Genomic DNA, 22,258 nt, shown 5'->3' on the forward strand with positions numbered 1-22,258 from the left:
CCCGCCGTGCCGACGCGGCCCCTTGCCCGCCCGCGGCGGGCGTGCTTGTCTCGGCCCGCAACTTCAGGAGATCCGCTTCATGTCCCTTCAAGCCCCGCGCTCCGCCCTGATCCTCCTGCTCGCGCTCGGCGCCTGCAACCAGATCCCCGGCGCCGCGGTGCCCGAGGGGCCCGCGGAAGTCGTAGCGGGCGACGGCAGCTGCGGGGCGGAGGCCTATCAGGCCTATGTCGGACAGCGCATCGACGCGCTGAACGACGTCGCGCTGCCCGACGACAAGCGCGTGCTCTTCCCGACCACCCCGGCGACCATGGATTTCGTCCCCGGCCGGCTCAACATCGCGGTCGACAAGTCGGACACGATCTCGAAGATCTATTGCGGCTGAAGCAGCGAGGATCGCCTCGGAAGCCACGAGCATGGATGTGAGCGCGCGCGCTCACATCATTATGTAACTGATATCGCTTGACTTCTCTCGCCGCGTTAACCTGGCCTCAACGAATCTTCGTGCCAGGCCGTGACCGGTTGTCGGTATCACCTTAGCGGCTCCGCGCCGTCGACCCTCACCCCGCACGGGCCAAGGATCCTCAGCCCGATCGACCCGTGGCGATCGGGCCGCCGGTGAAACTGCCCCCCCCCCCCGCCCTTTCGGTCCGGGGGCATGTGGTGCGGGCCGCGCGGGGCGCGCGGCCTCCTGCCTGTCCCCGGGTTCGGCCCAGGGGCCGCGCGGCCCGCTGGGCGGAAGGGCCGTCGGGATCAGAACTCGACTTCGATCGCCTTGCCGGCGGCGCGCGCCAGCTGGACCACCGATGCCGCCACCGCCAGGTCCTGCAGCCCGACGCCGGTGCCGTCGAAGAGCGTGATCGCCTCGGCCGAGGACCTTCCCGCATGGGTGCCGTTCACCACCGCGCCGATCTGGGCGATGTCGCCCTCGGCGATGAGCCCGGAAGCGATGGCGTGCTGCGCCTCGCCGATCGAGACCGATTGCGCCACCTCGTCGGTGAAGACCTCCGCGGCGCCGAGCAATTCCGCCTCGACCTCCTGCTTGCCCTTGGTATCGGTGCCCATGCAGGCGACATGGGTGCCCGGACGGACATGCTCGCGCTTGAGGATCGGCGAGTTGCTGGAGGTGATGGTGATGATCACGTCCGATTCGGCGCCCAGCTGGTCCAGCTCCACCGCCTGGAAGGGCAGGCCGAGCTCGGCGGCGGTATCGGCGAGCCGCGAGAGCATCTCGGGATGGAAGTTCCAGCCCACCACCCGCTCGAAATCGCGCTGCTGCGCCGCGGCGCGCATCTGGAAGGCCGACTGGTGGCCGGCGCCGACCATGCCGAGCACCTTGGAATCCTTGCGTGCCAGGTGCCGGATGGAGACCGCGCTCGCCGCCGCGGTGCGCGCCGCGGTGAGGTAGTTTCCGCCGACCACCGCCACCGGCCGCCCGGTGTCGGGATCGAAGAGGAAGACGGTGGATTGGTGGTTGCCGAGCCCCTCGTAGCGCTCGAGGTTGTGCGGCCAGTAGCCGCCCGCCTTCACGCCGAGGGTCAGCCCGGCGCGGTCGAAGCCGCCCTTGAAGCCGTAGAGCGCATCGGCATGGCCGATCGCCTCGCGCACCACCGGGAAGTTGTAGGCATCGCCGCGCGCCATGGCGCCGAAGACGGCTTCCACCGCCTCCACCGCCGCATCGAGGGTCATCAGCTCGGGACAGGCCTTTTCGGGAACGATGATCATGGGGTTCCTCCGGTGCTCAGCGCGGAGGACATCCGGCTGACGTTCTGTTTCGGAGCGGATCAAGGACGCTCGATCCGCGTGACGGGATGGCCTCGCGGCCGCGGGCCGCCGCGGCGGCCGGGACATGCGCGCAGGGGCGCGCGATGCCGATTGCCTGCGATGCGCCGGTCGGCGCATCGCGTCGGTTCCTGGAGTCTCGGGGCCCCGCGAGCGGGCCCCGGGGGCTCAATAGGCCCTGCCGCGGGCCGAGACCGGCCAGACCGTCTCGACCTTGCCGTTCCGCACGCCGACGTACCAGTCGTGGACGTTGCAGGTCGGGTCGCAATGGCCGGTCACGAGGCGGAGCTTCTCGTTGACCTTCAGCACGCCCTTGGGATCCTCGATGACGCCGTGCTCGTCGGAGCACTTGATGTATTTCACGTCGTCGCGGCCGTAGATGAAGGGCAGGCCGGAATCGAGGGTCTGGACCTTGAGCCCGGCGTCGCAGATCGCCTTGTCGGGCTTGGCATGGGACATGACGCTGGTCAGGATGAAGAGCGCGTTCTCCCATTCGCCCTGGTCGATGCGCTTGCCGTTCTCGTCGTGGATCCGGCCGTAGTCGGCGTCCATGAAGGCGTAGCTGCCGCACTGCAGCTCGTTGAAGACGCCCGAATTCGATTCGAAGTAGTAGCTGCCGGTGCCGCCGCCGGAGACCAGTTCCGGCTCGAGCCCGATCGCCTTCAGCGCCTCGACGGCGTCCTTCACCTGGGCGATGGCGGCGTCGAGCTTGGCCTTGCGGTCCTCGAAGCTGTCCATGTGCTGCATGGCACCCTGATAGGCCTGGATGCCGAGGAAGCGCAGGCCCGGCGCGGAGTCGGCGGCCTTGGCGATCTCGACAACCGCCGGCGTGGTGGTCACGCCGCAGCGCCCGGCGCCGCAGTCGATCTCGACGAAGACGTCGAGGGTGGCGCCATGCTTCTGCGCCGCCGCCGAGAGATCGGCGATGTTGGCGACGTCATCGACGCAGACGATGACCCGGCCGCCGCTGATCCCGGGCAGGCGGGCGAGGCGGTCGATCTTGGCAGGGTCGCGGACCTCGTTGGAGACGAGGATGTCCTTGACGCCGGCGCGGGCGAAGACCTCGGCCTCGGAGACCTTCTGGCAGCAGACGCCGATGGCGCCGCCCAGATCCATCTGCAATTGCAGCACGTCCACGGACTTGTGCATCTTGCCATGCGCCCGGTGGCGCATGCCGTGCGCCTTGGCGTAGTCGCCCATCTTCTTGATGTTGCGCTCGAGCGCGTCGAGGTCGAGGATGAGACAGGGGGTCTGGATGTCCTTCTCGTCCATCCCCGGCACGGCCGGCACGTCGAAGCCGACTTCCAGCCCGTCGAATTTCACGGGTGCGTTCATGAGTTTTCCCTCCCTTCAGGCCTTGAGCCAGGGCAGCTTGTCGAGATCGACATTGCCGCCGGTGATGATGACGCCGACGCGCTTGCCGGCGAAACGGTCGCGGTTCTTCAGGATGGTCGCCAGCGGCACCGCGCTCGACGGCTCCATGACGATCTTCATGCGCGCCCAGATGAGCCGCATCGCGTCGATGATCTCCTGCTCGCTGGCGGTCAGGATGTCGGTGACATAGGTCGAGACGAAATGCCAGGTCAGCTCCTTGAGCGGCACCTTGAGCCCGTCGGCCACGGTCACCGGCGCGTCGTCGGCGATGATGTGCCCCGCCTTGAAACTGCGGTAGGCGTCGTCCGCCTGCTCCGGCTCCGCGGCGAAGATCTGGATCTTCGGCGCAATGGTCGAGAGCGTCAGGCAGGTGCCCGAGATCATGCCGCCGCCGCCGATGGGCGCGACCACCGCATCGAGCCCCTCGACCTGTTCGGCGAGCTCGCGCGAGCAGGTTCCCTGGCCGGCGATCACCCGGGGGTCGTTGTAGGGATGCACGAAATCGGCGCCGGTCGCGGCCTGGATCTCGGCGAAGACCGCCTCGCGCGAGGAGGTCGAGGGCTCGCATTCGGTGATCTTGCCGCCGTAGCCGCGGACCGCGTCCTTCTTGGCCTGCGGCGCGGTGCGCGGCATGACCACGTTGCAGGGGATGCCGCGCCGCCCGGCGGCGTAGCTGAGCGAGAGCGCGTGGTTGCCGGAGGAATGGGTGGCGACACCCTTCTCCAGCATGTCGTCGGGCAGGCTGAAGACCGCGTTGCAGGCGCCGCGCACCTTGAAGGCGGCGGCCTTCTGGAAGTTCTCGCATTTGAAGAACAGCTCGGCCCCGGTCATGTCGTTCAGGAACGACGAGGTCAGAACCGGCGTGCGATGGATGTAGGGGCGCACGCGTTCGTGCGCCGCCTCCACGTCGGCGAAGGTCGGAATGTACATTCGGACCCCCTCAGGCGGATTTGGCGAGCTTCGGCTCGGCCGCGGCCGAGTTCCGATAGTATTCCTGGGCCGCCGCGACGCCGGAGCCGAGCTCGATCGGATAGCCGAGGTCCGCCATGGCCATCTCGGCCGTGCCGATGCCCGAAAGCGCCATGACATCCGTGAGGCTGCCCAGGTGGCCGATGCGGAACACCTTGCCCGCGACCTCGCCGAGGCCGATGCCGAAGGCGACGCCGTATTTGTCGGCGGCGTGGACCACGAGCTTGGTGCTGTCCTGGCCCTCGGGGACGAGGATGGCGCTGATCGTCTCGGAATAGAGATCCGGCGAATGGGCGCAGAGCTTGAGGCCCCAGGCGTCGACCGCGCGGCGCACGCCCTCGGCCATGCGGTGGTGACGGGCGAAGACGTTCTCGAGCCCCTCCTCCTCGATCATCTTCAGCGCCTCGCCGAGGCCGAAGAAGAGACCGACCGGGGGCGTGTAGGGGAAGCCGCCCTTGGGGTTGGTGTTGAGCATGTCGCGCCAGTCGAGGAAGCAGCGCGGCAGCTTGGCCGTCTCCATGGCCTTCAGCGCCTTCTGGCTGACGCCGACGATGGAAAGCCCTGCGGGCAGCATGAAGCCCTTCTGGCTGCCGGTGATGGCGACGTCGACGCCCCATTCGTCCATGCGGAAGTCCATCGAGGCGATCGAGCTGACGCCGTCGACGAGCAGGAGCGCCGGGTGCCCGGCCGCGTCGATCGCCTTGCGCACGGCGGCGACGTCGGACCGCACGCCGGTCGCGGTCTCGTTATGGGTGACGAGAACGGCCTTGATCTCGTGGTTCTTGTCGGCCTCGAGCGCGGCCTGGAAATCGGCCGCGGGCGCGCCGGCACCCCAGGGGGCGTTGAGCTGCTGGACGTCGAGGCCCCAGCGCTTGCACATGTCGATCCAGCGGTGGGAGAACATGCCGTGGCGGCAGGCGAGGATCTTGTCGCCCGGCGACAGCGTGTTGGAGATCGCCGATTCCCAGCCGGCGGTGCCGGTGGCGGGGAACATGATGACCTCACCGGTCTCGGTCTTGAGCACCTTCTTGACGCCGGGGAAGAGCGGCTTGAACATCGTGCCGAAGCTCGACGAGCGATGGTCGATCGTCGGCTGGCTGATGGCGCGGCGAAGGCGCTCGGGGATGTTGGTCGGGCCTGGAATGAAGACCGGGTTCTGGTTGGACATGAACGCTCCTCCGTCTGTTCGCCGAACTCTATAGCAGTGTCATTTTTGGCGTGCAATTTTTTTGAAATAGTTTTTCATAGCCCCGGAAATGCCCTATGCTCCTGCAATGTCGAGACGAATCGTTTTTCATCGGCCGAAGGATACCGGGACGACCAAAAATAGCCGCACCGGGGCCGACGGCAAGACACCGTCGGAGCCCGGCATGGACCCCTCCCAGAAGCGCAGCCGCGGCCGTCCCCGCGCCTTTGCCGCAGCCGCCGAATCGACCACGATCCAGGCGCTCGACCGGGCGCTGCACATCCTCAAGACCCTTGCCGCCAGCGACGGCATGTCGCTCACCGAGCTGGCCGAGGCCTCCGGGCAATCGCCCGCCACCGTCTACCGGGTGCTCTCGACCTACGAGACCCATGGCATGGTCGAGTTCCAGCCCGCCACCCAGCTCTGGTTCGTCGGCCAGCAGGCGTTCCGCATCGGCAGCGCCTTCCTCGGCCGGTCCAATCTCGTGGAGCAGGCGCGCGCGGCGATGCATGCGCTCATGTCGCTGACCGGCGAGACCGCCAATCTCGCCATCGCCGACGGCGGCGACGTCATGTTCCTCAGCCAGGTGGAGACGCACGAGCCGATCCGCGCCTTCTTTCGCCCCGGATCGCACGGGCCGATCCATGCCTCGGGAATCGGCAAGGCGCTGCTCGCCTATTACCCGCGGGACGTGATCGAACGGCTGATGCGCGGCCATGCGCTGACCGCCTTCACCGGCCGCACCTTCACCGACAACGACCGGCTCTTCGAGGAACTCGCCGTGATCCGCGGCCGCGGCTGGGCGCTCGACGACGAGGAATACACCGACGGCATGCGCTGCATCGCCGCGCCGATCTTCAACGAGTTCGGGGAACCGGTCGCCGGGATCTCGATCTCCGGGCCGACGCTGCGGGTGACCCATGCCCGCGCGACGGAGATCGGCACCCAGGTGCGCGATGCCGCCGACCGGATCACCGAGGCCATCGGCGGCACCGCGCCGGAACGGCGGGCCAATGCCCCGCGCCGCCGCGCCCGTTGACAGCCGGAGGCGGCGGGTGTGAGCTCCTGACCTCGCAACAGGGATGGCGGGACGGGCCATGTTCGATCTGATCCTGCGCAATGCCGTCGTCGTGACCGCCGATGCCGAGCGGCGCGTGATCCGCGAGGGCGCGGTGGCGGTCGCGGGGGGGCGGATCGCGCGCGTCGGCACGGCGGAAGAGATCGGCGCGGAGGCGCGCTCGGTGGTGGATGGCGGCGGCATGCTGCTGATGCCCGGCCTCATCAATACCCATTGCCACGCGGCGGATTCGCTCTTTCGCGGCCTCGTGGAGGACCTGCCGCTCGAGCCCTGGCTCCGCAAGGTCTGGAAGGCGGAGGCCGCGACCTTGGATCCGCGGACCGTGCGGCTCGGCGCCACGCTGGGCCTGGCGGAGCTGCTGCTCGGCGGGGTCACCACGGTGATGGACATGTTCTGGCACCCGCGCGAGACCGTGGCCGCGGCGCGCGACCTCGGCATGCGCGTCGCCACCGGCGGGATCTTCTTCGACGGCCCCGGCATCGACGGGCTCGGCGCCGCCGAGCGGATGGTGCAGGCAGCCGCCTTCTTCGACGATTTCGCCGATGCGCCGGACGTCTTGGCCGGCTGCTTCCCCCATGGCAGCTATACCGTCGGCCCCGAGCATCTCGCGGAATCGAAGGCGCTCGCGGCGGCGCGCGGCGGGCTCTATTGCACCCATGCGGCGGAGACCCGGGCCGAGCGCGCGGATATCGAGACGCGCTACGGCGCCTCGGTGATCCGCCATCTCGATGCGCTCGGCCTGCTCGACGCCAGGACGGTGCTGGCGCATTGCGTCTGGCTCGACGAGGAGGAGATCGCGATCCTCGCGCGGACCGGCGCCACGGTCTCGCACAACCCGCTCTCGAACCTCAAGCTCGCCAGCGGCATCGCCCCGGTGCCGGCGATGCTCGCGGCCGGCGTGCGCGTCACGCTCGGGACCGACGGCGCGATCTCCGGCAACGATCTCGACATGTGGCTGGCGATGCGGCTGGCGGCGGTGCTGCACAAGGGTGCCACGCTCGACGCCGGCGCCGTCGCGACCGGGCAGGTGCTCGACATGGTGACCCGCGACGCGGCCGCGGCCCTCGGTGCCGCCGACCGGATCGGCGCGCTCGAGCCGGGCAAGTTCGCGGACATGATCCTGATCGACCTCGGCCGCGCCCATGCGGTGCCGCTCTTCGATCCGCTGACGCATCTGGTCTATTCCTGCGCCCGGTCCGACGTTCGCCGCGTCTATGTCGGCGGCGTCGAGGTGGTGCGCGACGGCACCCTGCTGCTGCACGACATCGAAGCGACGCTCGACGCCGTGCGCGACCTCGTGCCGGCGATCGCGGCGAGCGTGGCGCCGTGACCGGGTCGCAGGCCGCGCGCGTCGCCGCCGCCCATGCGTCGCTTCGCGACCGGGTCGGCGCGCCGGTCGAGGCCGGGATCATCCTGGGAACGGGTCTCGGCGGGCTCGCCGACCGCCTGGCGGAGCCGACCGCCGTTCCCTATGGCGAGATCGCCGGCTTCCCGGTCTCCACCGCGCCGGGCCATGCCGGGCGGCTGGTGACGGGGCGTCTCTTCGGGCGACGCGTGGCGCTGATGCAGGGGCGCCTGCATCTCTACGAAGGCTGGTCCGCCCGCGACATCGCGCTCCCGGTCTATCTGCTGGCGCGGCTGGGCGCGGCGCGGCTGATCGTCACCAATGCCGCTGGTGCGCTCGACCCGGACCTCGCGCCCGGCGCGGTGATGCTGATCGAGGATCACCTGAACTTCACCGGGGCCAATCCGCTGACCGGCCCGGACGAGCCCGATCTCGGCCCGCGCTTTCCCGATCTCTCGCGCGCCTATGACCCGGCGCTGCGCGAGGCCGCGCTGCGGGCGGCGGAAGCGGCGGGCGTTCCGCTCCGGCGGGGGATCTATGCCGCGGTGGCCGGGCCGTCGCTGGAGACCTCGGCCGAGCGGCGGTTCCTGCGCGCGGCAGGCGGCAGCGCCGTGGGCATGTCGACGGTGATCGAGGTGATCGCCGCCGCCCATGCCGGGCTGCCCGTGCTCGGGCTTTCCGCGATCTCGAACGCGGCCGCGGGCGGCCCCGACCAGGCGCCCGACAGCATCGAGGAGATCCTGGCCAATGCCGCGACCGCCGGCGCGGCGATCGCAGCACTCCTCCAGCGGCTCTTCGCCGGGGCATGAGCCGCGCCGCGGGCGGGCGGGGCAAGTGAGCGCGCCGGGCAAGCTGCGCAGCGTCGCGCTTCTCGCGCTGGCGGAGGTGATGACCATGAGCCTCTGGCTGCTCTCCGCCGCGATCCTGCCCGATCTCGTGGCGGAGGCGGGTGTCGGGCCCGGGCGGGCGGCGGCCTTGTCGAGCGCGGTCCAGATCGGTTTCGTCGTCGGCGCGCTGGCGCTGGCGGTGCATGGCACGGCCGATCGCTTCGATCCGCGCCGGGTGCTGGCCGGCTCGGCGCTCGTCGCCGCCGCCGCCAATGCGGCGCTGCTCGTGACCCCGGTCGGCGGCGCGGCGCAGATCGGCCTGCGCGCGCTGACCGGCGCCTGCCTCGCCGGCGTCTATCCGGTGGGGATGAAGATCGTCGTCGGCTGGGGGACCCGGGACCGGGGCCTCCTGGTCGGCATCCTCGTCGGATCCCTGACCGTCGGCACGGCGCTGCCGCATCTGCTCGCCTTCTTCAGCGGGCCGGACTGGCGGGCGACCGCCCTGCTCGCCTCCGGCCTCGCCGCCGCGGGCGGGATGCTCGGCCTCGGCGCCGGCCTCGGGCCGTTCCATGCCCGCGCCGCGAGCCTCGATCCGGGCGCCCTGCGGCTGGCCTGGACGAATCGCCGGCTGCGCCTGGCCTATGCGGGCTATCTCGGCCACATGTGGGAGCTCTATGCCTTCTGGGCCTGGATCGGCGCCGCGGCGGCCGCGGGTTTCGCCGCCGGGCTCGGCGCCGCCGCGCCCGATGCCGCGCGCCTCGTCAGCTTCGCCGCCATCGCGCTCGGCGGGCTGCTCTGCATCCCCGCGGGCTGGGTCGCCGACCGGATCGGCAAGGCGCGGGTCGCGCAGGGCGCGATGCTCACGAGCGGCGCCGCCGGCCTCGCCACGGCGGCGAGCTTCGGCGGCGTCTGGCAGCTGACGGCGGTGCTGATCCTGCTCTGGGGTGCCGCGGTCATCCCCGATTCGGCGCAATTCTCGGCGCTGGTGGCCGATGCGGCGCCGCCCGAGCGCGCCGGCAGCCTGATGACCTTCCAGACCGCCCTGGGCTTCACCCTGACCTTCTTCACCGTGCAGGCGGTGCCATGGGTCGCCGCCGGACTCGGCTGGCCGGCGACGCTGGCGCTGATGGCGCTCGGGCCGGCCTTCGGCGTCGAGGCGATGCGGCGCCTCCTCCGGATGGGTCGCGAATCGGTGGACGCCACGCTAGATCGCCTGTAGGTTGAACAAGCCTGCGGAATGCAGCCCAACGGGGCAGGTGCCCCGGTCCGAAGGCTCGGATAGCGCCTAGGGATCCCAGGATCGGACATGCGCGCCGACGCGGTCACGTAGTAGTTTGTTAACACTTGCGCGGGTTAATTGCGGAAACCGACTCGCCTGCCCATATGACAAGCAGCCACCGGAAAGCGACGCGATGCTCATAGGCCAGCTCCTGCTCTCGATCCTCACAGCGATCTTCGTGGCGGCAGCCGCGCTGCTGGGCGGATGGAGCCTGCTGGGTGCTCTGGTGCTCTATTCCCTGAGCGGGTCGCTCACGCTCGCGCTGCTCTCCGTCTGGACGATCGTGCGGGCGGACGCCTGATCCTCGCCTGATCCTCAGAGCACGTAGCGGCTGAGATCCACCGACCGGCTCAATTCGCCGAGGTGCTGCTCGACGAAGGCCGCGTCCACCGTCACCGCATCCCCCGAGCGGTCGGGCGCGGTGAAGCCCAGATCCTCGAACACCCGCTCCATCACCGTGTAGAGCCGGCGGGCGCCGATGTTCTCCACCGCGCGATTGACCTCCGCGGCGATCGCGGCCAGCGCGGCGATCCCGTCCTCGGTGAAGGTCACTTCGACCTTCTCGGTCGCCATCAGCGCGGTGTATTGCCGGGTCAGCGCATTGTCGGTCTCCGTCAGGATGCGGACGAAATCGCCTTCCGTCAGCGCGCGCAGCTCCACCCGGATCGGCAGCCGGCCCTGGAGCTCGGGCAGCAGGTCCGAGGGCTTGGCGATGTGGAAGGCGCCCGAGGCGATGAACAGGATGTGGTCGGTCTTCACCGGTCCGTGCTTGGTCGAGACCGTGGTGCCCTCGATCAGCGGCAGCAGGTCGCGCTGCACGCCCTCGCGGCTCACGTCGGCGCCGCGGGTCTCGGCGCGGGCGCAGACCTTGTCGATCTCGTCGAGGAAGACGATGCCGTTCTGCTCCACCGCCTCGACGGCGGCGCGGGTCACCGCCTCCTGGTCGAGGAGCTTGTCGGCCTCCTCGGTGATCAGGAGCTCGTAGGAGGCCGCCACCGTCATGCGCCGGCGCGTCTTGCGGCCGCCCATCGCCTTGCCGAAGATCGAGCCGAGATCGAGCGCGCCCATGTTCATCCCGGGCTGGCCGGGGATCTCGAGCATCGGGAAGGGGTTGGAGGTATCGGCCACCTCGAGCTCGATCTCCTTGTCGTCGAGGCTGCCGTCGCGCAGCTTCTTGCGGAACATGTCGCGGGTCTGCTCGCGGGCGCCGTCGCCGGCCAGCGCGTCGATCACCCGCTCCTCGGCCGCGGCATGGGCGCGGGCCTTGACCGCCTCGCGCATGTCCTCGCGCGCCATGACGATGGCGGCATCCACGAGGTCGCGCACGATCTGGTCCACGTCGCGGCCGACATAGCCGACCTCGGTGAACTTCGTCGCCTCCACCTTCAGGAACGGCGCCCGCGCGAGCCGCGCCAGCCGGCGCGAGATCTCGGTCTTGCCGACCCCCGTGGGGCCGATCATCAGGATGTTCTTCGGGTACACCTCCTCGCGGATGTCGTCCGGCAGCTGCTTGCGGCGCCAGCGGTTGCGGAGCGCCACCGCGACGGCGCGCTTGGCATCCTTCTGGCCGATGATGAACCGGTCGAGTTCGGAGACGATCTCCCGCGGGGTCAGTTCGCTCAACGGTCCGGTCCTCCCAAAGCTCGGCGGTCCGGGCGGACCTATGCCTTTCCGGCGACGGCGCAAGGCCCGCGAGGGGCACAGGCGCGCGGCTGGCTACATTTTCGTGAGGAGGAATGCAAAACCGGGGCCCCCGACGACCCGCCACCGCCGCGGGGGCGAGGGGCCAGCCGCCAGCCGCCGACGCGACGCCCTCGCCACCGGCATCGGTCCCGGACCGCAGGGTGAGCCTTGCAGGGCACAACCGCCCGACGACAGCGCGCAGGGCGCCGCGACCGAAAAAAAATCCTCCGGCCCTGCATCCGAAGTGGGTCCGCGCTCCGTTCAGGGATGTGAGGGGTGGCAGGCCGGCGGGCAATCCGTCGAGCTCCCTGCATCCCTTGCATTGCAGCAACGCGCCGAGGCGCCCCGGCTTCGATCGGGCCGCCCGAGGCGCACAACGGAGAACGATAGAATGTCCGATTTCACCGATTCTCATTCGGCCGGCGGCGCGTTCATCGCCGCGGTGGACCGCTTCGCCGCCATCCTGCCGCGCATTCCGGCCAGCGGCGGCACCCGGGCGGAGGTGACGACCCGTGCCGCCCGCGTCCGCGACACGTTGGCGCTGGCGCTCGATTGCGGCGGCGGCGAGGGCTTCACCACCGCCGACATCAAGACGCTCGGCTACGTGACCGAACGCCTCGGGACGATGCTCGACATCGCCGAGGTGGCCGTCGCGCTGACCGGCAGCCGCGACACCGGCTTCGACGAGCGCGTCTTCGCCGACAATCTCCAGGCGGTGGCGCCGGAGGACCTGCACGGGGTGGCGCAGCTCGTCTCGCTCGATGCCGGAACGCTCGGTCGCTGCGACATCTCCCGGCGTTTCGAGGCGCTCGCCGGCGTCTCCGCCGGGGTCGGGCCAGGGCTCGCGACGATCTCCAAGGCGCTGATCATCGTCGGCGCCTTCGTGCTGGTCCTGCGCGGCCAGCTGTCGCCGCGGCGCTTCCGCTTCCTCGTCGAGGAACTCTTCGCCATCGACGGGCTGCTCGCCCCCATCGGCGTGACGGCTGCGGCGCCGGACGCGGAGGGACTGCGCCACTGCACGCCACGGGACTTCGAGGCCAAGGCCGGCGAGGTGACGACCTTCCGCTTCGCCACCGAGAGCCCGCCCGCCGGCGGGATCATCGAGGTTTCCGTCGACGGCGCGAAGGAACCGCCGCTCGACGCGGTCGGCGCGGTGTTCAAGGTGGTAGGCAAGGCGACGGTCACGCTCCACTACAAGAGCCCGAACCGGAACGGCACCGCCGGCGTCGAGATCCGCCGCCGGCGCATCTTCTGAGGCGGGTCCACGGGCGCGGACCGGCCGCGTTCTGGCCGTGCCGCGCCGCCAGCGCTGTCCGCCCCCGAAGGCGGGCGATCACTACCCGAGGGATTCGACGGTCAGGCTGGTGTTGGTGTAGACGCAGATCTCGGCGGCGATCGCCATGGCGCGGCGGGCGATCGCCTCGGCGTCGAGATCGCTGTCGTAGAGCGCCCGGGCCGCCGCCAGCGCGAAATTGCCGCCCGAGCCGATGGCGGTCACGTCGTGCTCGGGTTCGAGCACGTCGCCCGCCCCGGTGATCACCAGCAGATCCCGCCCGTCGGTGACGATCAGCATCGCCTCGAGATTGCGCAGGTACTTGTCCGTGCGCCAGTCCTTGGCGAGATCGACCGCGGCGCGGGCGAGCTGGCCCGGTGCCGCCTCGAGCTTGGTCTCGAGCCGCTCGAGCAGGGTGAAGGCATCCGCCGTCGAGCCCGCGAAGCCGCAGACCACCGGATGCCCGCCCGGCTCGATCCGGCGCACCTTGCGCGCCCCGCCCTTGATCACCGTCTGGCCGAGGCTCACCTGCCCGTCGCCGGCCACCACCACCCTGCCGGCCTTGCGCACGGCGACGATGGTCGTGCCGTGCCAGCCGGGGAAACGCTCGTCCTTGCTCATGGCCCTCTCCCGAAGTCGGGCGACATATACGGTCGGCGGTGGCCTGTTGCCAGAGGGCGGCGGCCGGCCCTTCCGGACCGCGTTCTTTCTTCCGCGACCGCCTCGCCGCGCGGGGCAGGCCGGGGGAAGGCGGTCCTCACCGCGGTGATGCGCGACCTCAGGGTCCACGCCGACACCCTGGTCGCGGCGGATCGCCCGCGGCGGCCGGAATGCCCCTGACCCGAACACGGATGCGGATGCGGCCCGGCGGGCGGGAGGGTGCGCCGGGCGCTTGAGGGATTCGGGCCGACGAGGCCGCCTGGCAGGATGCAGTTCCCCGGAGGCATCCCCGGCCGGTCGATTCACCCGGATGTCGTTCTACAGGGGGCGGCCGCCCCAAAGCCGGTGAAAATGGTGCAGCGGCCCATGCCCCTGGCCGACCTCCAGCGCCCCGCTGGCGGCAAGCGCGTCGTGCATATAGGCCTTGGCCTCGCGCACGCTCTCTTCGACCGGACGCGTGGGCAGGAGCGCCGCGATCGCGGCCGAGAGCGTGCAGCCGGTGCCATGGTCGTTCCGGGTACGGATCCGCGGCGCCGAAAACGCGATCGTCCCCGATGGCCCGTGCAGCAGGTCGGTGCTTTCCTCCGATCCGTCCAGATGGCCGCCCTTGAGCAGGACCCAGTCCGGGCCGAGGCCCCATAGGTCGCCGACCCGCTCGCGCATCCGCGGCAGGCTCCAGGCCTCGTCGGCGCCGAGCAGGACCGCGGCTTCGGGAAGGTTGGGGGTGATGACGGTGGCGAGCGGCACCAGATGCTCGCGGATCGCGGAAACCGCCTCGGGATCCAGCAGGTGATGGCCGCTCTTGGCCACCATGACGGGATCGAGCACGACGTTGCGGGCCGCGTGGCGCCTCAACCGCCCCGCGATGGTCTCGGCGATGCGGGCATTGGCCACCATGCCGACCTTGACCGCATCCACCCGCACGTCGTCGAAGACCGCGTCGATCTGCTCGCCGACGAAATCGGGATCGAGGGCGACGAAGGAGCGGACGCCGCGCGTGTTCTGCGCCACCACCGCGGTCACCGCCGCCATGGCATAGGCCCCGAGGGCCGAGACCGTCTTGATGTCGGCGTGAATGCCGGCGCCGCCCGTGGGATCGGTGCCGGCGATGCTGAGGACATTGGCGATCATGACCCGGCACCCCCTTCGCGGACGATCCGCCGCGCCCCGCCGGCGCGCGCCCCCGTGTTTCGATCCTCCCGCCGGGGAATGCAAGACGGCGCCCGCCTGCGAGCGCGCTGGTCAAGCCGGGCGATGTCTGCGACATGAATCCGGACCTTCCGGCCGAAGGCCCGGTCACCCAGGGGGGAATTGCCATGCAGCGTCTCGGACTCATCGGCGCCGGCCGCATCGGGATCATTCACGGCACCAATGCCGCGGCCAATCCCGACGCGCGTCTCGTCGCGCTCACCGACCCCGATCCCGCCGCGGCGGAGCGGCTGGCGACGCGCACGAAGGCCGAGGTCCGCAGCCTCGACGCGATCATCGACGGCGAGGGGATCGACGCGGTGCTGATCTGCTCGCCCACCGATACCCATGCCGACCTGATCGAACGCTGCGCCCGCGCCGGCAAGGCGATCTTCTGCGAAAAGCCGATCGACCTCTCGGTCCCGCGCGCCGAACGGGCGGTCGCCCTGGCCGAGGCCGCCGGCGTGCCGCTGATGCTCGCGTTCCAGCGGCGCTTCGACCCGCATCTCGGAACCCTCGCGCGCCGGCTGCGCGCGGGGGCGATCGGCAGGATCGAGATCATCACGATCACCTCCCGCGACCCCGCCCCGCCGCCGGTCAGCTACGTGACGCGCTCCGGCGGGCTCTACCGGGATTCGATGATCCACGATTTCGACGCGGCGCGCTTCCTGCTCGGCGAGGACCCCACGGAGGTCTTCGCCCTCGGATCCTGCATGGTCGATCCGGAGATCGGCGCGGCGGGGGACATCGACACCGCCGCCGTGCTCCTGCGCACCGCCTCCGGCGCGATCTGCCAGATCTCGCTCTCGCGCCGGGCGACCTACGGCCATGACCAGCGGGTCGAGGTGCTGGGCGCGAAGGGGCTGCTGCGCACCGGCAACCTCCACGAGACCACCGTCGAACAGGCCACCGAGGCCGGCTTCCTGCAGGCGCCGGTGCTCCATTTCTTCCTCGAGCGCTACGCCGCCGCCTACAGGAACGAGCTCGACGCCTTCCTCGAATGCCTCAGGACCGGGACGAGGCCCGAGCCCGGCGGCGCGGACGGGGTGAAGGCCCTGAAGCTCGCGGATGCGGCGACGCGCTCGCGCGAGACCGGCCTGCCGGTCAGGGTGGCGCCATGACGGCGAACGTGCTCTTCGGCGCCGGCGGCCGGGCCGGGCCAGCGGCGCCGGCCGGCGCGCCGCTGCATGTGGCCGTGATCGGCACCGGCTTCATGGCCAAGGCCCATGCGCTCGGCTACCGGATGGTCGGGGGCATCTTCGAGCTGCCGCGGCCGGTGGTGCTCGACACGATCGTCGGCGCCGGCGCGAGCGAGGCGGCCGATGCCGCGCACCGCCTGGGCTTCCGGCGCCATTCCAGCGACTGGAAATCCGTCGTCGCGGATCCGGCGATCGAGGCGGTCTCGATCACCACGCCGAACGCGCTGCACGCCCCGATCGCCCTCGCTTCCGTCGATGCCGGCAAGCATTGCTATTGCGAGAAGCCGCTGGCGACCAGGCTCGCCGATGCGCATGCCATGCTCGCGGCCGCCGAAGGCGCCGGCGTGGTGACCCAGGTCGGCTTCAACTACATCCGCAATCCGATCCTCGCGCTGGCCCGCGAAATGATCGCCGCGGGCGAGCTCGGCCGGATCACCGGATTTCGCGGCATCCATGCCGAAGGTTTCATGAGCGATCCCGGGACGCCCTGGACCTGGCGCCTGGCGCCCGATGGCGGCGGCGGCGCGCTGATGGATCTCGGCAGCCACATCGTCAACATGGCGCGCTTCCTGCTCGGGCCGATCGATCGGGTCTGCGGCGATGTGGAGACCGTCATCCCCGCGCGGCCCGTCGCGCCCGGATCGAGCGAGCGGCGGCCGGTCGAGGTGGACGACCAGGCGCGCCTGCTCGTCCGTTTCGAACGCGGCTGCAGCGGCACGATCGAGGCCACCTGGACCGCGACCGGTCGCACGATGCAGCTCGAATTCGAGGTGACCGGGGAGAAGGGCGCGCTCGTCTTCACCCAGGAGCGCCTCAACGAGCTGCAATATTTCAGGGTCGAGAGCGACGGCGCGCGCAACGGCTTCCGGACCATCGCGGCGGGGCCGCAGCACCCGCCCTACGGGAGTTTCTGCGTCGCTCCCGGCCATCAGATCGGCTTCAACGACCTCAAGACGATCGAAGTGGGCGGCTTTCTCGAGGCGATCGCCGGCGGCGACCGGCCCTTCGCGGATTTTCGCGAAGGCTACGAGGTGCAGCGGGTGATCGAGGCCGCGCAGCTTTCCTCGCGGGAAAGGCGCTGGGTCGGCCTTGACGAGGCCTGACGCCGGTCCCGGCTCCGGCCTTCGCACGCGCCTGGTTTCACCATCCCGCCCGGCGGGAACCGCCGGGCAGCGCCCGCCCCGCCCCGTCACGCCGAAGGCGTGCTCCGGCACGACGCGGGCGCTTCGCACCCGCCGGGCCGGGCGCTGCCCTCATCTTGCTTTGGGACGGCCGAACAAGAAAGAATAGCTCCCAATAGCGGTCGCCCTCAGGCCGGTAACCGCAGGCCTTGACGCCAGATGCTATCGATACCATCCACGAACCGGCTCATCGGACGGGCCGAAACCCCGGAGGCACCCTTGCAGCAAGGCACGAATCTCTTCGACCTGACGGGCCGGCGCGCGCTCGTGACCGGGTCGAGCCAGGGCATCGGCTTCGCCCTCGCGCGCGGGCTGGCGGCGGCGGGGGCGGCGATCGTCCTCAACGGCCGCAATGCGCAGAGGCTCGCCGAAGCCTCCGCCGCGCTGCGCGAGCAGGGCTGCGACGTGGCCGAGCTCCCCTTCGATGCGACCGACCACGAGGCCGTCCGGAGCGCCATCGACGGCTTCGAGGCCGAACACGGGCCGATCCACATCCTGGTCAACAACGCCGGGATGCAATACCGGAGCCCGCTGGAGGATTTCCCCGCGGCGGCCTTCGAGCGCCTGCTCCAGGCCAATGTCGCCAGCGTCTTCCACGTCGGCCAGGCCTGCGCGCGGCACATGATCGCCCGCGGCGCCGGGAAGATCGTCAATATCGCCAGCGTGCAGACCGCGCTCGCCCGCCCCGACATCGCGCCCTATACCGCGACCAAGGGCGCGGTCGGCAACCTCACCAAGGGCATGGCCACCGACTGGGCGAAGCACGGGTTGCAATGCAACGCCATCGCCCCGGGCTATTTCGACACGCCGCTCAATGCCGCGCTCGTCGGCGATCCGGAATTCTCGGCCTGGCTCGCCAAGCGCACGCCGGCCGGCCGCTGGGGGCTGGTGGAGGAACTGGTGGGCGCCGCGATCTTCCTCGCCTCGGATGCCTCGAGCTTCGTCAACGGCCATACGCTCTTCGTGGACGGCGGCATCACGGCCTCGCTCTGACCATGGCCGATGCGGTGGAACGTCGCCGGCCCCGCCACTGGCATGGCCGGGCCTCCCATCAACAGGGTTAACGGCGCCTGAACGCCGAAATAGGTCTTCAATATCAGCAGGTTGCCGCCTGTCCCCATGGGGACGGGTCTGGGACACCGCCCGACGACCCTCCCGCGAGGCCGGAATCCCCGCCAGGAAGGCATCCGATCAGCTCCCACGGCCCGTCACGGCCGCACGTGGCGAGAAGATCGCCCGACCGGCATCGAACGCGTATTGGGGGTGTTGCAGGCGTTCGAGGCGCAGGAGCGGCCGTCGACGCCGGCCTCCACGACCTGCTCCACAAGATCCGCCAGTGTCCCGGAGATCGCGCCGAGTGCCCTGTGAAGCGCCTGCGGGTTCGATTGCATCATGTCGAATGCACCGGCGACTGCGGCTCGAGGCCGTCGGAATCGGGTTTCTCCTGCAGGCGCAGGGTTTCGGCGATCAGATCCTCGGGCTTCTGTTCGCGGGCGAAATTGTGCGGCCGGACGCTGACCGGAACGCGATCGGGCCTCTGTCCCGCCAGGACCGCCTTCACCCGCCGTCTCGCGGTCCATGCAGCACCGTCGGAATTCGTCATCTCGGTCCCTCCTCGCTGGGTGTGCATCCTGTCCTGTCGCGGCAATGTCAGCAGGCGCCTGACTGTGACCGGCGGATGCGGGATGCCGGATCCGACCCGTGTGGTCGGCCAATGCCCGACCGATGACACCGGCACGGCGAACCCTTGGCGGCATGCCCCGACGCTCCTTGCCTCTGCCGCATGGAGCGGCCACGATCGAGCCTTGCCGTACCGAGAGGACCCGCGATCTTGACCTACTCTTCCGACCATTTCACGCAGAGCAATGCGCCCGAGATTGCAATACGACGGGACTTGCACCGTTACCCGGAGACGGCATTTCTCGAGTATCGTACGGCGTCGCGAATTGCCGAAAGCCTCGAGGCGATCGGATATTCGGTCCGCACCGGGCGCGATGCCATGGCGCCGGCATCGATCGTCAGTCCGCCGCCCGCCGAGATCGAGAACGAGGGCAAGGCCGATGCGCTCGCCCATGGCGGCGTGGCGCGGTGGATCGAGCGGATGGCCGGAGGGCTGACCGCGGTCGTCGCCGAGAAGCGGTTCGGCGACGGGCCGGTCCTGGCCCTGCGGTTCGACATGGACGCGCTGGCGCTCGACGAGACCGACCGGGGCGGCCACGCACCGCGCGACGGCGGCTTCGCTTCCGCCCGGCCGGGACGAATGCACGGCTGCGGGCATGACGGTCATGTGGCGATCGGTGTCTGCGTTGCCGCCGCGCTGGCGCAGGCGGAGGGATTGGCCGGCACGCTTCGCTTCATCTTCCAGCCCGCGGAGGAAGGCGGTCGCGGGGCGCAGCCGGTCATCGACGCGGGCATCCTCGACGACGTCGATCACATATTCGTCGCGCATCTCGGCTGTTTCCTCGAATCCGGAAAGGTCGCGGCCAGCGCCACCGGCTTTCTCTGGTCGAGCAAGATCGAAGTGCGTTTCGACGGCCGGCCCTCGCATGCGGCCATGGCGCCGCAGGAGGGCCGCAACGCGCTGCTCGCCGGCGCCACCGCGGCCGGCAACCTGCATGCGATCTCGCGCGTCGCGGGCGAGGAGACCTTCGTCAATGTCGGGCGCATGACCGCGGGGACCGCGTTCAACATCATTCCCGACCGCTGCGACCTGATGATGGAGGTGCGCGCCGAATCCGAGGCCGGCCATGCCTACATGATGGCGCGCGCCGAAGAGATCGTCGCCGCTTCCGCGGCCATGCAGGGCGTTACCTCGGCGATGCGCGTGGTGTCGCGCCTGGAGGGGAATTTCAACAGTCCTGAGGCGGTCGAGACGGTGGCGCGGGCGGTGCGGGCTCTGCCGGGGATCGAGCTTGTGGACAGCTGGCCGATCGGAGGTGGCGACGATGCCTCGAAGTTGATTCGCCGGGTTCAGGAGAACGGCGGCACCGGCGCCTATTTCATCATCGGTTCGGACATCCCTGCACCGCACCACGCGCCCGATTTCGACATCGACGAAGGCTCCCTGGCCATCGGTCGGCAGATTTTCGAGCACATCGTGCGGGAGATTCTGGGGAAGGCACAAGGCCAAGCTTGATTTTTGCCTCGGCTTGCCTCATGGGTAAAACGATTAATCTGCTGATGGACGGCCCAGAACGGTTGGGTAATCGTTTGACCGGAGGGGTAGAGGCGGTGAAACCGAGGCTGAGTGACATTGCGCGCAATCTGTCGGTGTCCGCGGCGACGGTATCGCTGGCCTTGTCGGGCAAGGGGCGCGTCTCGAACGAGATGGTCGCGCGGATCAAGGCCGAGGCCAACCGGCTCGGCTATTCCCCCAATCCGATGGGCAAGGCACTCCGCACCGGCCGCTCGCAGGTGATCGGCCTGGTGATTCCGGACGTGGCCAACCCGCTGTTCCCGCGCATGGCCCGTTCGATCGTCATGGCCGCCGAGGAGCATGATTTCGGCGTGCTCATCGCGGACAGCCACGACAGCCCCGCCAAGCAGAACGAGGCGATGAAGCGCCTGGTGGAGCTGGGCTCTGACGGGATCATCGTGATCCCGCGCAAGGGCACCGAGGTTGGTCCCCAGCCCATTCCGGTCGCCGTCATCGACGCGCTGGGGTCGGCTCAGAACGTCGTTTCGGCGGACCATGCGGGCGGCGGAGCCATCGCGATCGGACATCTGCAGGAGGCCGGGCACCGCCGGATTCTCTGTGTCGGCGAGACGCGCACCTCGCTGGTTCAGCGGACTCGCATCGGCGGAATGATCGGGGCCGCGGCCCCCGACGCGCAGCTGTGGGAGCTCTGGCTCGAGGACGCGCCCGATGTCGTGCGCCTGATCCGTGACGGGACCACGGCGATCGCCGCGACATCCGACATGATCGCGCTCCGGTTGCTGACCGAGCTCGGCAAGGCCGGATTGAACCTGCCCGAGGACTACAGCCTCGTGGGTTTCGACAATCTGGACTTCGCCGGGATCATCAGCCCGGCGCTGACCACCATCGGCACGTCCGATGCCGAGATCGCCGAACGCGCGATCCTGGGCCTCACCAGGCTCATCAACAACGGGGCGCCGGTCGAAAGCCAAGTCGTTCCCATGCATCTCGTCCGGCGAGAGACCGTCAAACAGCTAGCAAGGAGGAATAACTGAATGAAAACAGGTAGATACGCCGCGGCAGCCGCAATCGGCGCGCTTTGCGCCGCACCGGCCATGGCGGCGGACAAGACCCTGACCATCTCGGTCTATGCATTCGCTCAGGACGAATTCAAGGAGCTGGTCTACGATCCCTTCGAGGAGATCTGCGATTGCGAGCTCGTCGTCGAGACCGGCAATTCGGTCGAGCGGATGTCCAAGATCGAGGCGAACAAGGAAAACCCGGTCATCGACATGGCGGTGATGTCGGTGCACGACGCGCTGGCGCTGTCGCGCAAGGGGCTCTTGCAGAAGATCGACACGTCGAAGCTGAGCAATTACGGGGACCTGTTCGATATCGCCAAGGACCCGCTCGGCAATGGCGAGGCGGTCGGCTACACGGTCTATGCCACCTCGATCGTCTATCGCGCCGACAAGGTCGACATCCAGAGCTGGGCCGATCTGCTGGACCCGGAACTGGCCGGATATGTGTCGCTGCCCGACATCACCACCAACCAGGGACCCGGCACGCTCTGGATGATCGGCAAGGCCATCGGCGACGATGACCTCTCGCTCGAGGCGCCGATGAAGCTGGTGGGCGAGAAGGCCGACGACATCGCCACCTTCTACCTGCGCTCCTCGCAGCTCGCCCAGCTCGTTCAGCAGGAGGAGGTCTGGGCCGCACCGGTCGGCCGTTTCGCCTGGAGCCGCTTCAGGGACAACGGGCTCGACATGAAATGGGCCGAGCCCGAAGAGGGCCAGTTCGGCGACATGAACGTGATGATCATGCCCACGGGCATCCCGGCGGAGAACGCCGAGCTCGCGCTGCAGTTCATGGATTTCTGGCTTTCCCACGACATCCAGCTCGCGCTGGCCGAGGCCCTGATCGACAGCCCGGTCAACGACACGGTGGAGGTGTCCGCCGAGGCCGCCGAAGGGCTGACGGTCGGCGCCGATCTCATCGACAGCCTGGTGTTCATGGATCCCGGGGTCATCCTCGACAACCGTGACGCCTGGCTGGAGACCTGGAACAGCACCGTCGTCCGGTAAGGCGAGTTGGGCGA

Annotated in this window: 22 protein-coding genes; 13 read left to right on the forward strand and 9 right to left on the reverse strand. The window is 69.7% G+C overall.

From position 1 onward, the window contains the following. The first annotated feature begins 79 nt into the window (after positions 1-79). A complete protein-coding gene (locus V7050_RS02570) occupies positions 80-382 on the forward strand; it encodes an I78 family peptidase inhibitor (protein WP_324368066.1) in 303 nt (100 codons plus the stop codon). A gap of 368 nt (positions 383-750) precedes the next feature. On the opposite strand, the gene bhcD is transcribed toward V7050_RS02570, so the two are convergent. The 4 genes from bhcD to bhcA all read right to left on the reverse strand — a co-directional run bounded on the left by bhcD (position 751) and on the right by bhcA (position 5,290). Beyond that, complete coding sequence (bhcD, locus tag V7050_RS02575; RefSeq protein ID WP_324368064.1) at positions 751-1,722, reverse strand: iminosuccinate reductase BhcD; 972 nt, start codon at positions 1,720-1,722, stop codon at positions 751-753. A gap of 225 nt (positions 1,723-1,947) precedes the next feature. Beyond that, positions 1,948-3,114: a 3-hydroxy-D-aspartate aldolase BhcC gene (bhcC, locus tag V7050_RS02580; protein WP_324368062.1), complete on the reverse strand. Its 1,167-nt coding sequence runs from the start codon at positions 3,112-3,114 to the stop codon at positions 1,948-1,950. Positions 3,115-3,129: 15 nt separating this feature from the next. Beyond that, the gene (gene bhcB, locus V7050_RS02585) at positions 3,130-4,083 is read right to left on the reverse strand and encodes a beta-hydroxyaspartate dehydratase BhcB (protein WP_324368061.1); all 954 of its coding nucleotides are present in this window, start codon (positions 4,081-4,083) and stop codon (positions 3,130-3,132) included. Between the two features lie 10 nt (positions 4,084-4,093). After that, positions 4,094-5,290 (reverse strand): L-aspartate--glyoxylate aminotransferase BhcA, encoded by a 1,197-nt coding sequence (gene bhcA, locus V7050_RS02590; protein WP_324368059.1) that lies wholly within the window; start codon positions 5,288-5,290, stop codon positions 4,094-4,096. A gap of 202 nt (positions 5,291-5,492) precedes the next feature. Here bhcA and bhcR point away from each other — a divergent pair, with 202 nt between their 5' ends. From bhcR to V7050_RS02615, 5 genes are all read left to right on the forward strand, one after another. After that, positions 5,493-6,347 (forward strand): HTH-type transcriptional regulator BhcR, encoded by an 855-nt coding sequence (gene bhcR / locus V7050_RS02595; protein ID WP_324368057.1) that lies wholly within the window; start codon positions 5,493-5,495, stop codon positions 6,345-6,347. Positions 6,348-6,405: 58 nt separating this feature from the next. Continuing rightward, positions 6,406-7,716, forward strand: a complete 1,311-nt coding sequence (locus V7050_RS02600) for an amidohydrolase (protein ID WP_324368055.1) — start codon at positions 6,406-6,408, stop codon at positions 7,714-7,716. Beyond that, the gene (locus tag V7050_RS02605; protein ID WP_324368053.1) at positions 7,713-8,540 is read left to right on the forward strand and encodes a purine-nucleoside phosphorylase; all 828 of its coding nucleotides are present in this window, start codon (positions 7,713-7,715) and stop codon (positions 8,538-8,540) included. Before V7050_RS02600 ends, V7050_RS02605 begins: the two co-directional genes overlap by 4 nt. 25 nt (positions 8,541-8,565) lie before the next feature. Beyond that, entirely contained in the window at positions 8,566-9,777 is a 1,212-nt protein-coding gene (locus V7050_RS02610) for an MFS transporter (RefSeq protein WP_324410215.1), read from the forward strand. 193 nt (positions 9,778-9,970) lie between these two features. Further along, the gene (locus V7050_RS02615; protein ID WP_324368049.1) at positions 9,971-10,138 is read left to right on the forward strand and encodes a hypothetical protein; all 168 of its coding nucleotides are present in this window, start codon (positions 9,971-9,973) and stop codon (positions 10,136-10,138) included. 14 nt (positions 10,139-10,152) lie between these two features. On the opposite strand, the gene hslU is transcribed toward V7050_RS02615, so the two are convergent. Continuing rightward, positions 10,153-11,460 carry an ATP-dependent protease ATPase subunit HslU gene (hslU, locus tag V7050_RS02620; RefSeq protein WP_324368047.1) on the reverse strand — a complete coding sequence of 436 codons (1,308 nt, stop codon included), beginning with the start codon at positions 11,458-11,460 and terminating at the stop codon, positions 10,153-10,155. A 451-nt stretch (positions 11,461-11,911) separates the two neighbouring features. Here hslU and V7050_RS02625 point away from each other — a divergent pair, with 451 nt between their 5' ends. Then, complete coding sequence (locus V7050_RS02625; RefSeq protein ID WP_324368045.1) at positions 11,912-12,775, forward strand: hypothetical protein; 864 nt, start codon at positions 11,912-11,914, stop codon at positions 12,773-12,775. Positions 12,776-12,856: 81 nt separating this feature from the next. Here V7050_RS02625 and hslV read toward each other — a convergent pair whose 3' ends face one another. Next, positions 12,857-13,414, reverse strand: a complete 558-nt coding sequence (hslV, locus tag V7050_RS02630; protein ID WP_324374963.1) for an ATP-dependent protease subunit HslV — start codon at positions 13,412-13,414, stop codon at positions 12,857-12,859. 357 nt (positions 13,415-13,771) lie between these two features. Then, on the reverse strand, positions 13,772-14,584 hold the full coding sequence (gene thiD, locus V7050_RS02635; protein ID WP_324370295.1) for a bifunctional hydroxymethylpyrimidine kinase/phosphomethylpyrimidine kinase: 813 nt from the start codon (positions 14,582-14,584) through the stop codon (positions 13,772-13,774). A gap of 185 nt (positions 14,585-14,769) precedes the next feature. Between thiD and iolG the strand changes: the two genes are divergently transcribed. The 3 genes from iolG (at position 14,770) to V7050_RS02650 (ending at position 18,014) form a co-directional block, all read left to right on the forward strand. Next, the gene (iolG, locus tag V7050_RS02640) at positions 14,770-15,762 is read left to right on the forward strand and encodes an inositol 2-dehydrogenase (RefSeq protein WP_324370297.1); all 993 of its coding nucleotides are present in this window, start codon (positions 14,770-14,772) and stop codon (positions 15,760-15,762) included. Next, complete coding sequence (locus V7050_RS02645) at positions 15,759-16,943, forward strand: Gfo/Idh/MocA family protein (RefSeq protein ID WP_324370299.1); 1,185 nt, start codon at positions 15,759-15,761, stop codon at positions 16,941-16,943. Before iolG ends, V7050_RS02645 begins: the two co-directional genes overlap by 4 nt. 297 nt (positions 16,944-17,240) lie before the next feature. Then, positions 17,241-18,014: an SDR family oxidoreductase gene (locus tag V7050_RS02650; protein ID WP_324374961.1), complete on the forward strand. Its 774-nt coding sequence runs from the start codon at positions 17,241-17,243 to the stop codon at positions 18,012-18,014. 215 nt (positions 18,015-18,229) lie between these two features. Here the strand turns inward: V7050_RS02650 and V7050_RS02655 are convergent, their stop codons facing one another. Beyond that, complete coding sequence (locus V7050_RS02655; protein ID WP_324374959.1) at positions 18,230-18,415, reverse strand: hypothetical protein; 186 nt, start codon at positions 18,413-18,415, stop codon at positions 18,230-18,232. Then, positions 18,412-18,624 carry a hypothetical protein gene (locus tag V7050_RS02660; protein WP_324374957.1) on the reverse strand — a complete coding sequence of 71 codons (213 nt, stop codon included), beginning with the start codon at positions 18,622-18,624 and terminating at the stop codon, positions 18,412-18,414. Before V7050_RS02660 ends, V7050_RS02655 begins: the two co-directional genes overlap by 4 nt. A 180-nt stretch (positions 18,625-18,804) precedes the next feature. Here V7050_RS02660 and V7050_RS02665 point away from each other — a divergent pair, with 180 nt between their 5' ends. Genes V7050_RS02665 through V7050_RS02675 form a run of 3 tightly spaced genes read left to right on the forward strand, consistent with a single transcriptional unit; the run spans position 18,805 to position 22,244 of the window. Beyond that, positions 18,805-20,157 carry an amidohydrolase gene (locus tag V7050_RS02665; protein ID WP_324374955.1) on the forward strand — a complete coding sequence of 451 codons (1,353 nt, stop codon included), beginning with the start codon at positions 18,805-18,807 and terminating at the stop codon, positions 20,155-20,157. A gap of 20 nt (positions 20,158-20,177) precedes the next feature. Continuing rightward, positions 20,178-21,212: a LacI family DNA-binding transcriptional regulator gene (locus V7050_RS02670; RefSeq protein WP_324374953.1), complete on the forward strand. Its 1,035-nt coding sequence runs from the start codon at positions 20,178-20,180 to the stop codon at positions 21,210-21,212. Next, positions 21,213-22,244 (forward strand): ABC transporter substrate-binding protein, encoded by a 1,032-nt coding sequence (locus V7050_RS02675; RefSeq protein WP_324374951.1) that lies wholly within the window; start codon positions 21,213-21,215, stop codon positions 22,242-22,244. Positions 22,245-22,258 lie beyond the last annotated feature (14 nt).

Origin of the sequence: Amaricoccus sp., from assembly GCF_036846665.1 — a bacterium.
GTDB lineage: Bacteria > Pseudomonadota > Alphaproteobacteria > Rhodobacterales > Rhodobacteraceae > Amaricoccus.

What these genes read in the sequence shown, in the direction of transcription:
- bhcB (WP_324368061.1), bottom strand. Translation starts at nt 4,083, where the DNA reads ATGTACATTCCGACCTTCGCCGACGTGGAGGCGGCGCACGAACGCGTG.
- V7050_RS02655 (WP_324374959.1), bottom strand. Translation starts at nt 18,415, where the DNA reads ATGATGCAATCGAACCCGCAGGCGCTTCACAGGGCACTCGGCGCGATC.
- bhcA (WP_324368059.1), bottom strand. Translation starts at nt 5,290, where the DNA reads ATGTCCAACCAGAACCCGGTCTTCATTCCAGGCCCGACCAACATCCCC.
- V7050_RS02570 (WP_324368066.1), top strand. Translation starts at nt 80, where the DNA reads ATGTCCCTTCAAGCCCCGCGCTCCGCCCTGATCCTCCTGCTCGCGCTC.
- V7050_RS02665 (WP_324374955.1), top strand. Translation starts at nt 18,805, where the DNA reads ATGGAGCGGCCACGATCGAGCCTTGCCGTACCGAGAGGACCCGCGATC.
- hslV (WP_324374963.1), bottom strand. Translation starts at nt 13,414, where the DNA reads ATGAGCAAGGACGAGCGTTTCCCCGGCTGGCACGGCACGACCATCGTC.
- V7050_RS02645 (WP_324370299.1), top strand. Translation starts at nt 15,759, where the DNA reads ATGACGGCGAACGTGCTCTTCGGCGCCGGCGGCCGGGCCGGGCCAGCG.
- thiD (WP_324370295.1), bottom strand. Translation starts at nt 14,584, where the DNA reads ATGATCGCCAATGTCCTCAGCATCGCCGGCACCGATCCCACGGGCGGC.
- bhcD (WP_324368064.1), bottom strand. Translation starts at nt 1,722, where the DNA reads ATGATCATCGTTCCCGAAAAGGCCTGTCCCGAGCTGATGACCCTCGAT.
- iolG (WP_324370297.1), top strand. Translation starts at nt 14,770, where the DNA reads ATGCAGCGTCTCGGACTCATCGGCGCCGGCCGCATCGGGATCATTCAC.
- V7050_RS02670 (WP_324374953.1), top strand. Translation starts at nt 20,178, where the DNA reads ATGGGTAAAACGATTAATCTGCTGATGGACGGCCCAGAACGGTTGGGT.
- V7050_RS02625 (WP_324368045.1), top strand. Translation starts at nt 11,912, where the DNA reads ATGTCCGATTTCACCGATTCTCATTCGGCCGGCGGCGCGTTCATCGCC.
- V7050_RS02600 (WP_324368055.1), top strand. Translation starts at nt 6,406, where the DNA reads ATGTTCGATCTGATCCTGCGCAATGCCGTCGTCGTGACCGCCGATGCC.
- V7050_RS02660 (WP_324374957.1), bottom strand. Translation starts at nt 18,624, where the DNA reads ATGACGAATTCCGACGGTGCTGCATGGACCGCGAGACGGCGGGTGAAG.
- bhcR (WP_324368057.1), top strand. Translation starts at nt 5,493, where the DNA reads ATGGACCCCTCCCAGAAGCGCAGCCGCGGCCGTCCCCGCGCCTTTGCC.
- V7050_RS02615 (WP_324368049.1), top strand. Translation starts at nt 9,971, where the DNA reads ATGCTCATAGGCCAGCTCCTGCTCTCGATCCTCACAGCGATCTTCGTG.
- bhcC (WP_324368062.1), bottom strand. Translation starts at nt 3,114, where the DNA reads ATGAACGCACCCGTGAAATTCGACGGGCTGGAAGTCGGCTTCGACGTG.
- V7050_RS02675 (WP_324374951.1), top strand. Translation starts at nt 21,213, where the DNA reads ATGAAAACAGGTAGATACGCCGCGGCAGCCGCAATCGGCGCGCTTTGC.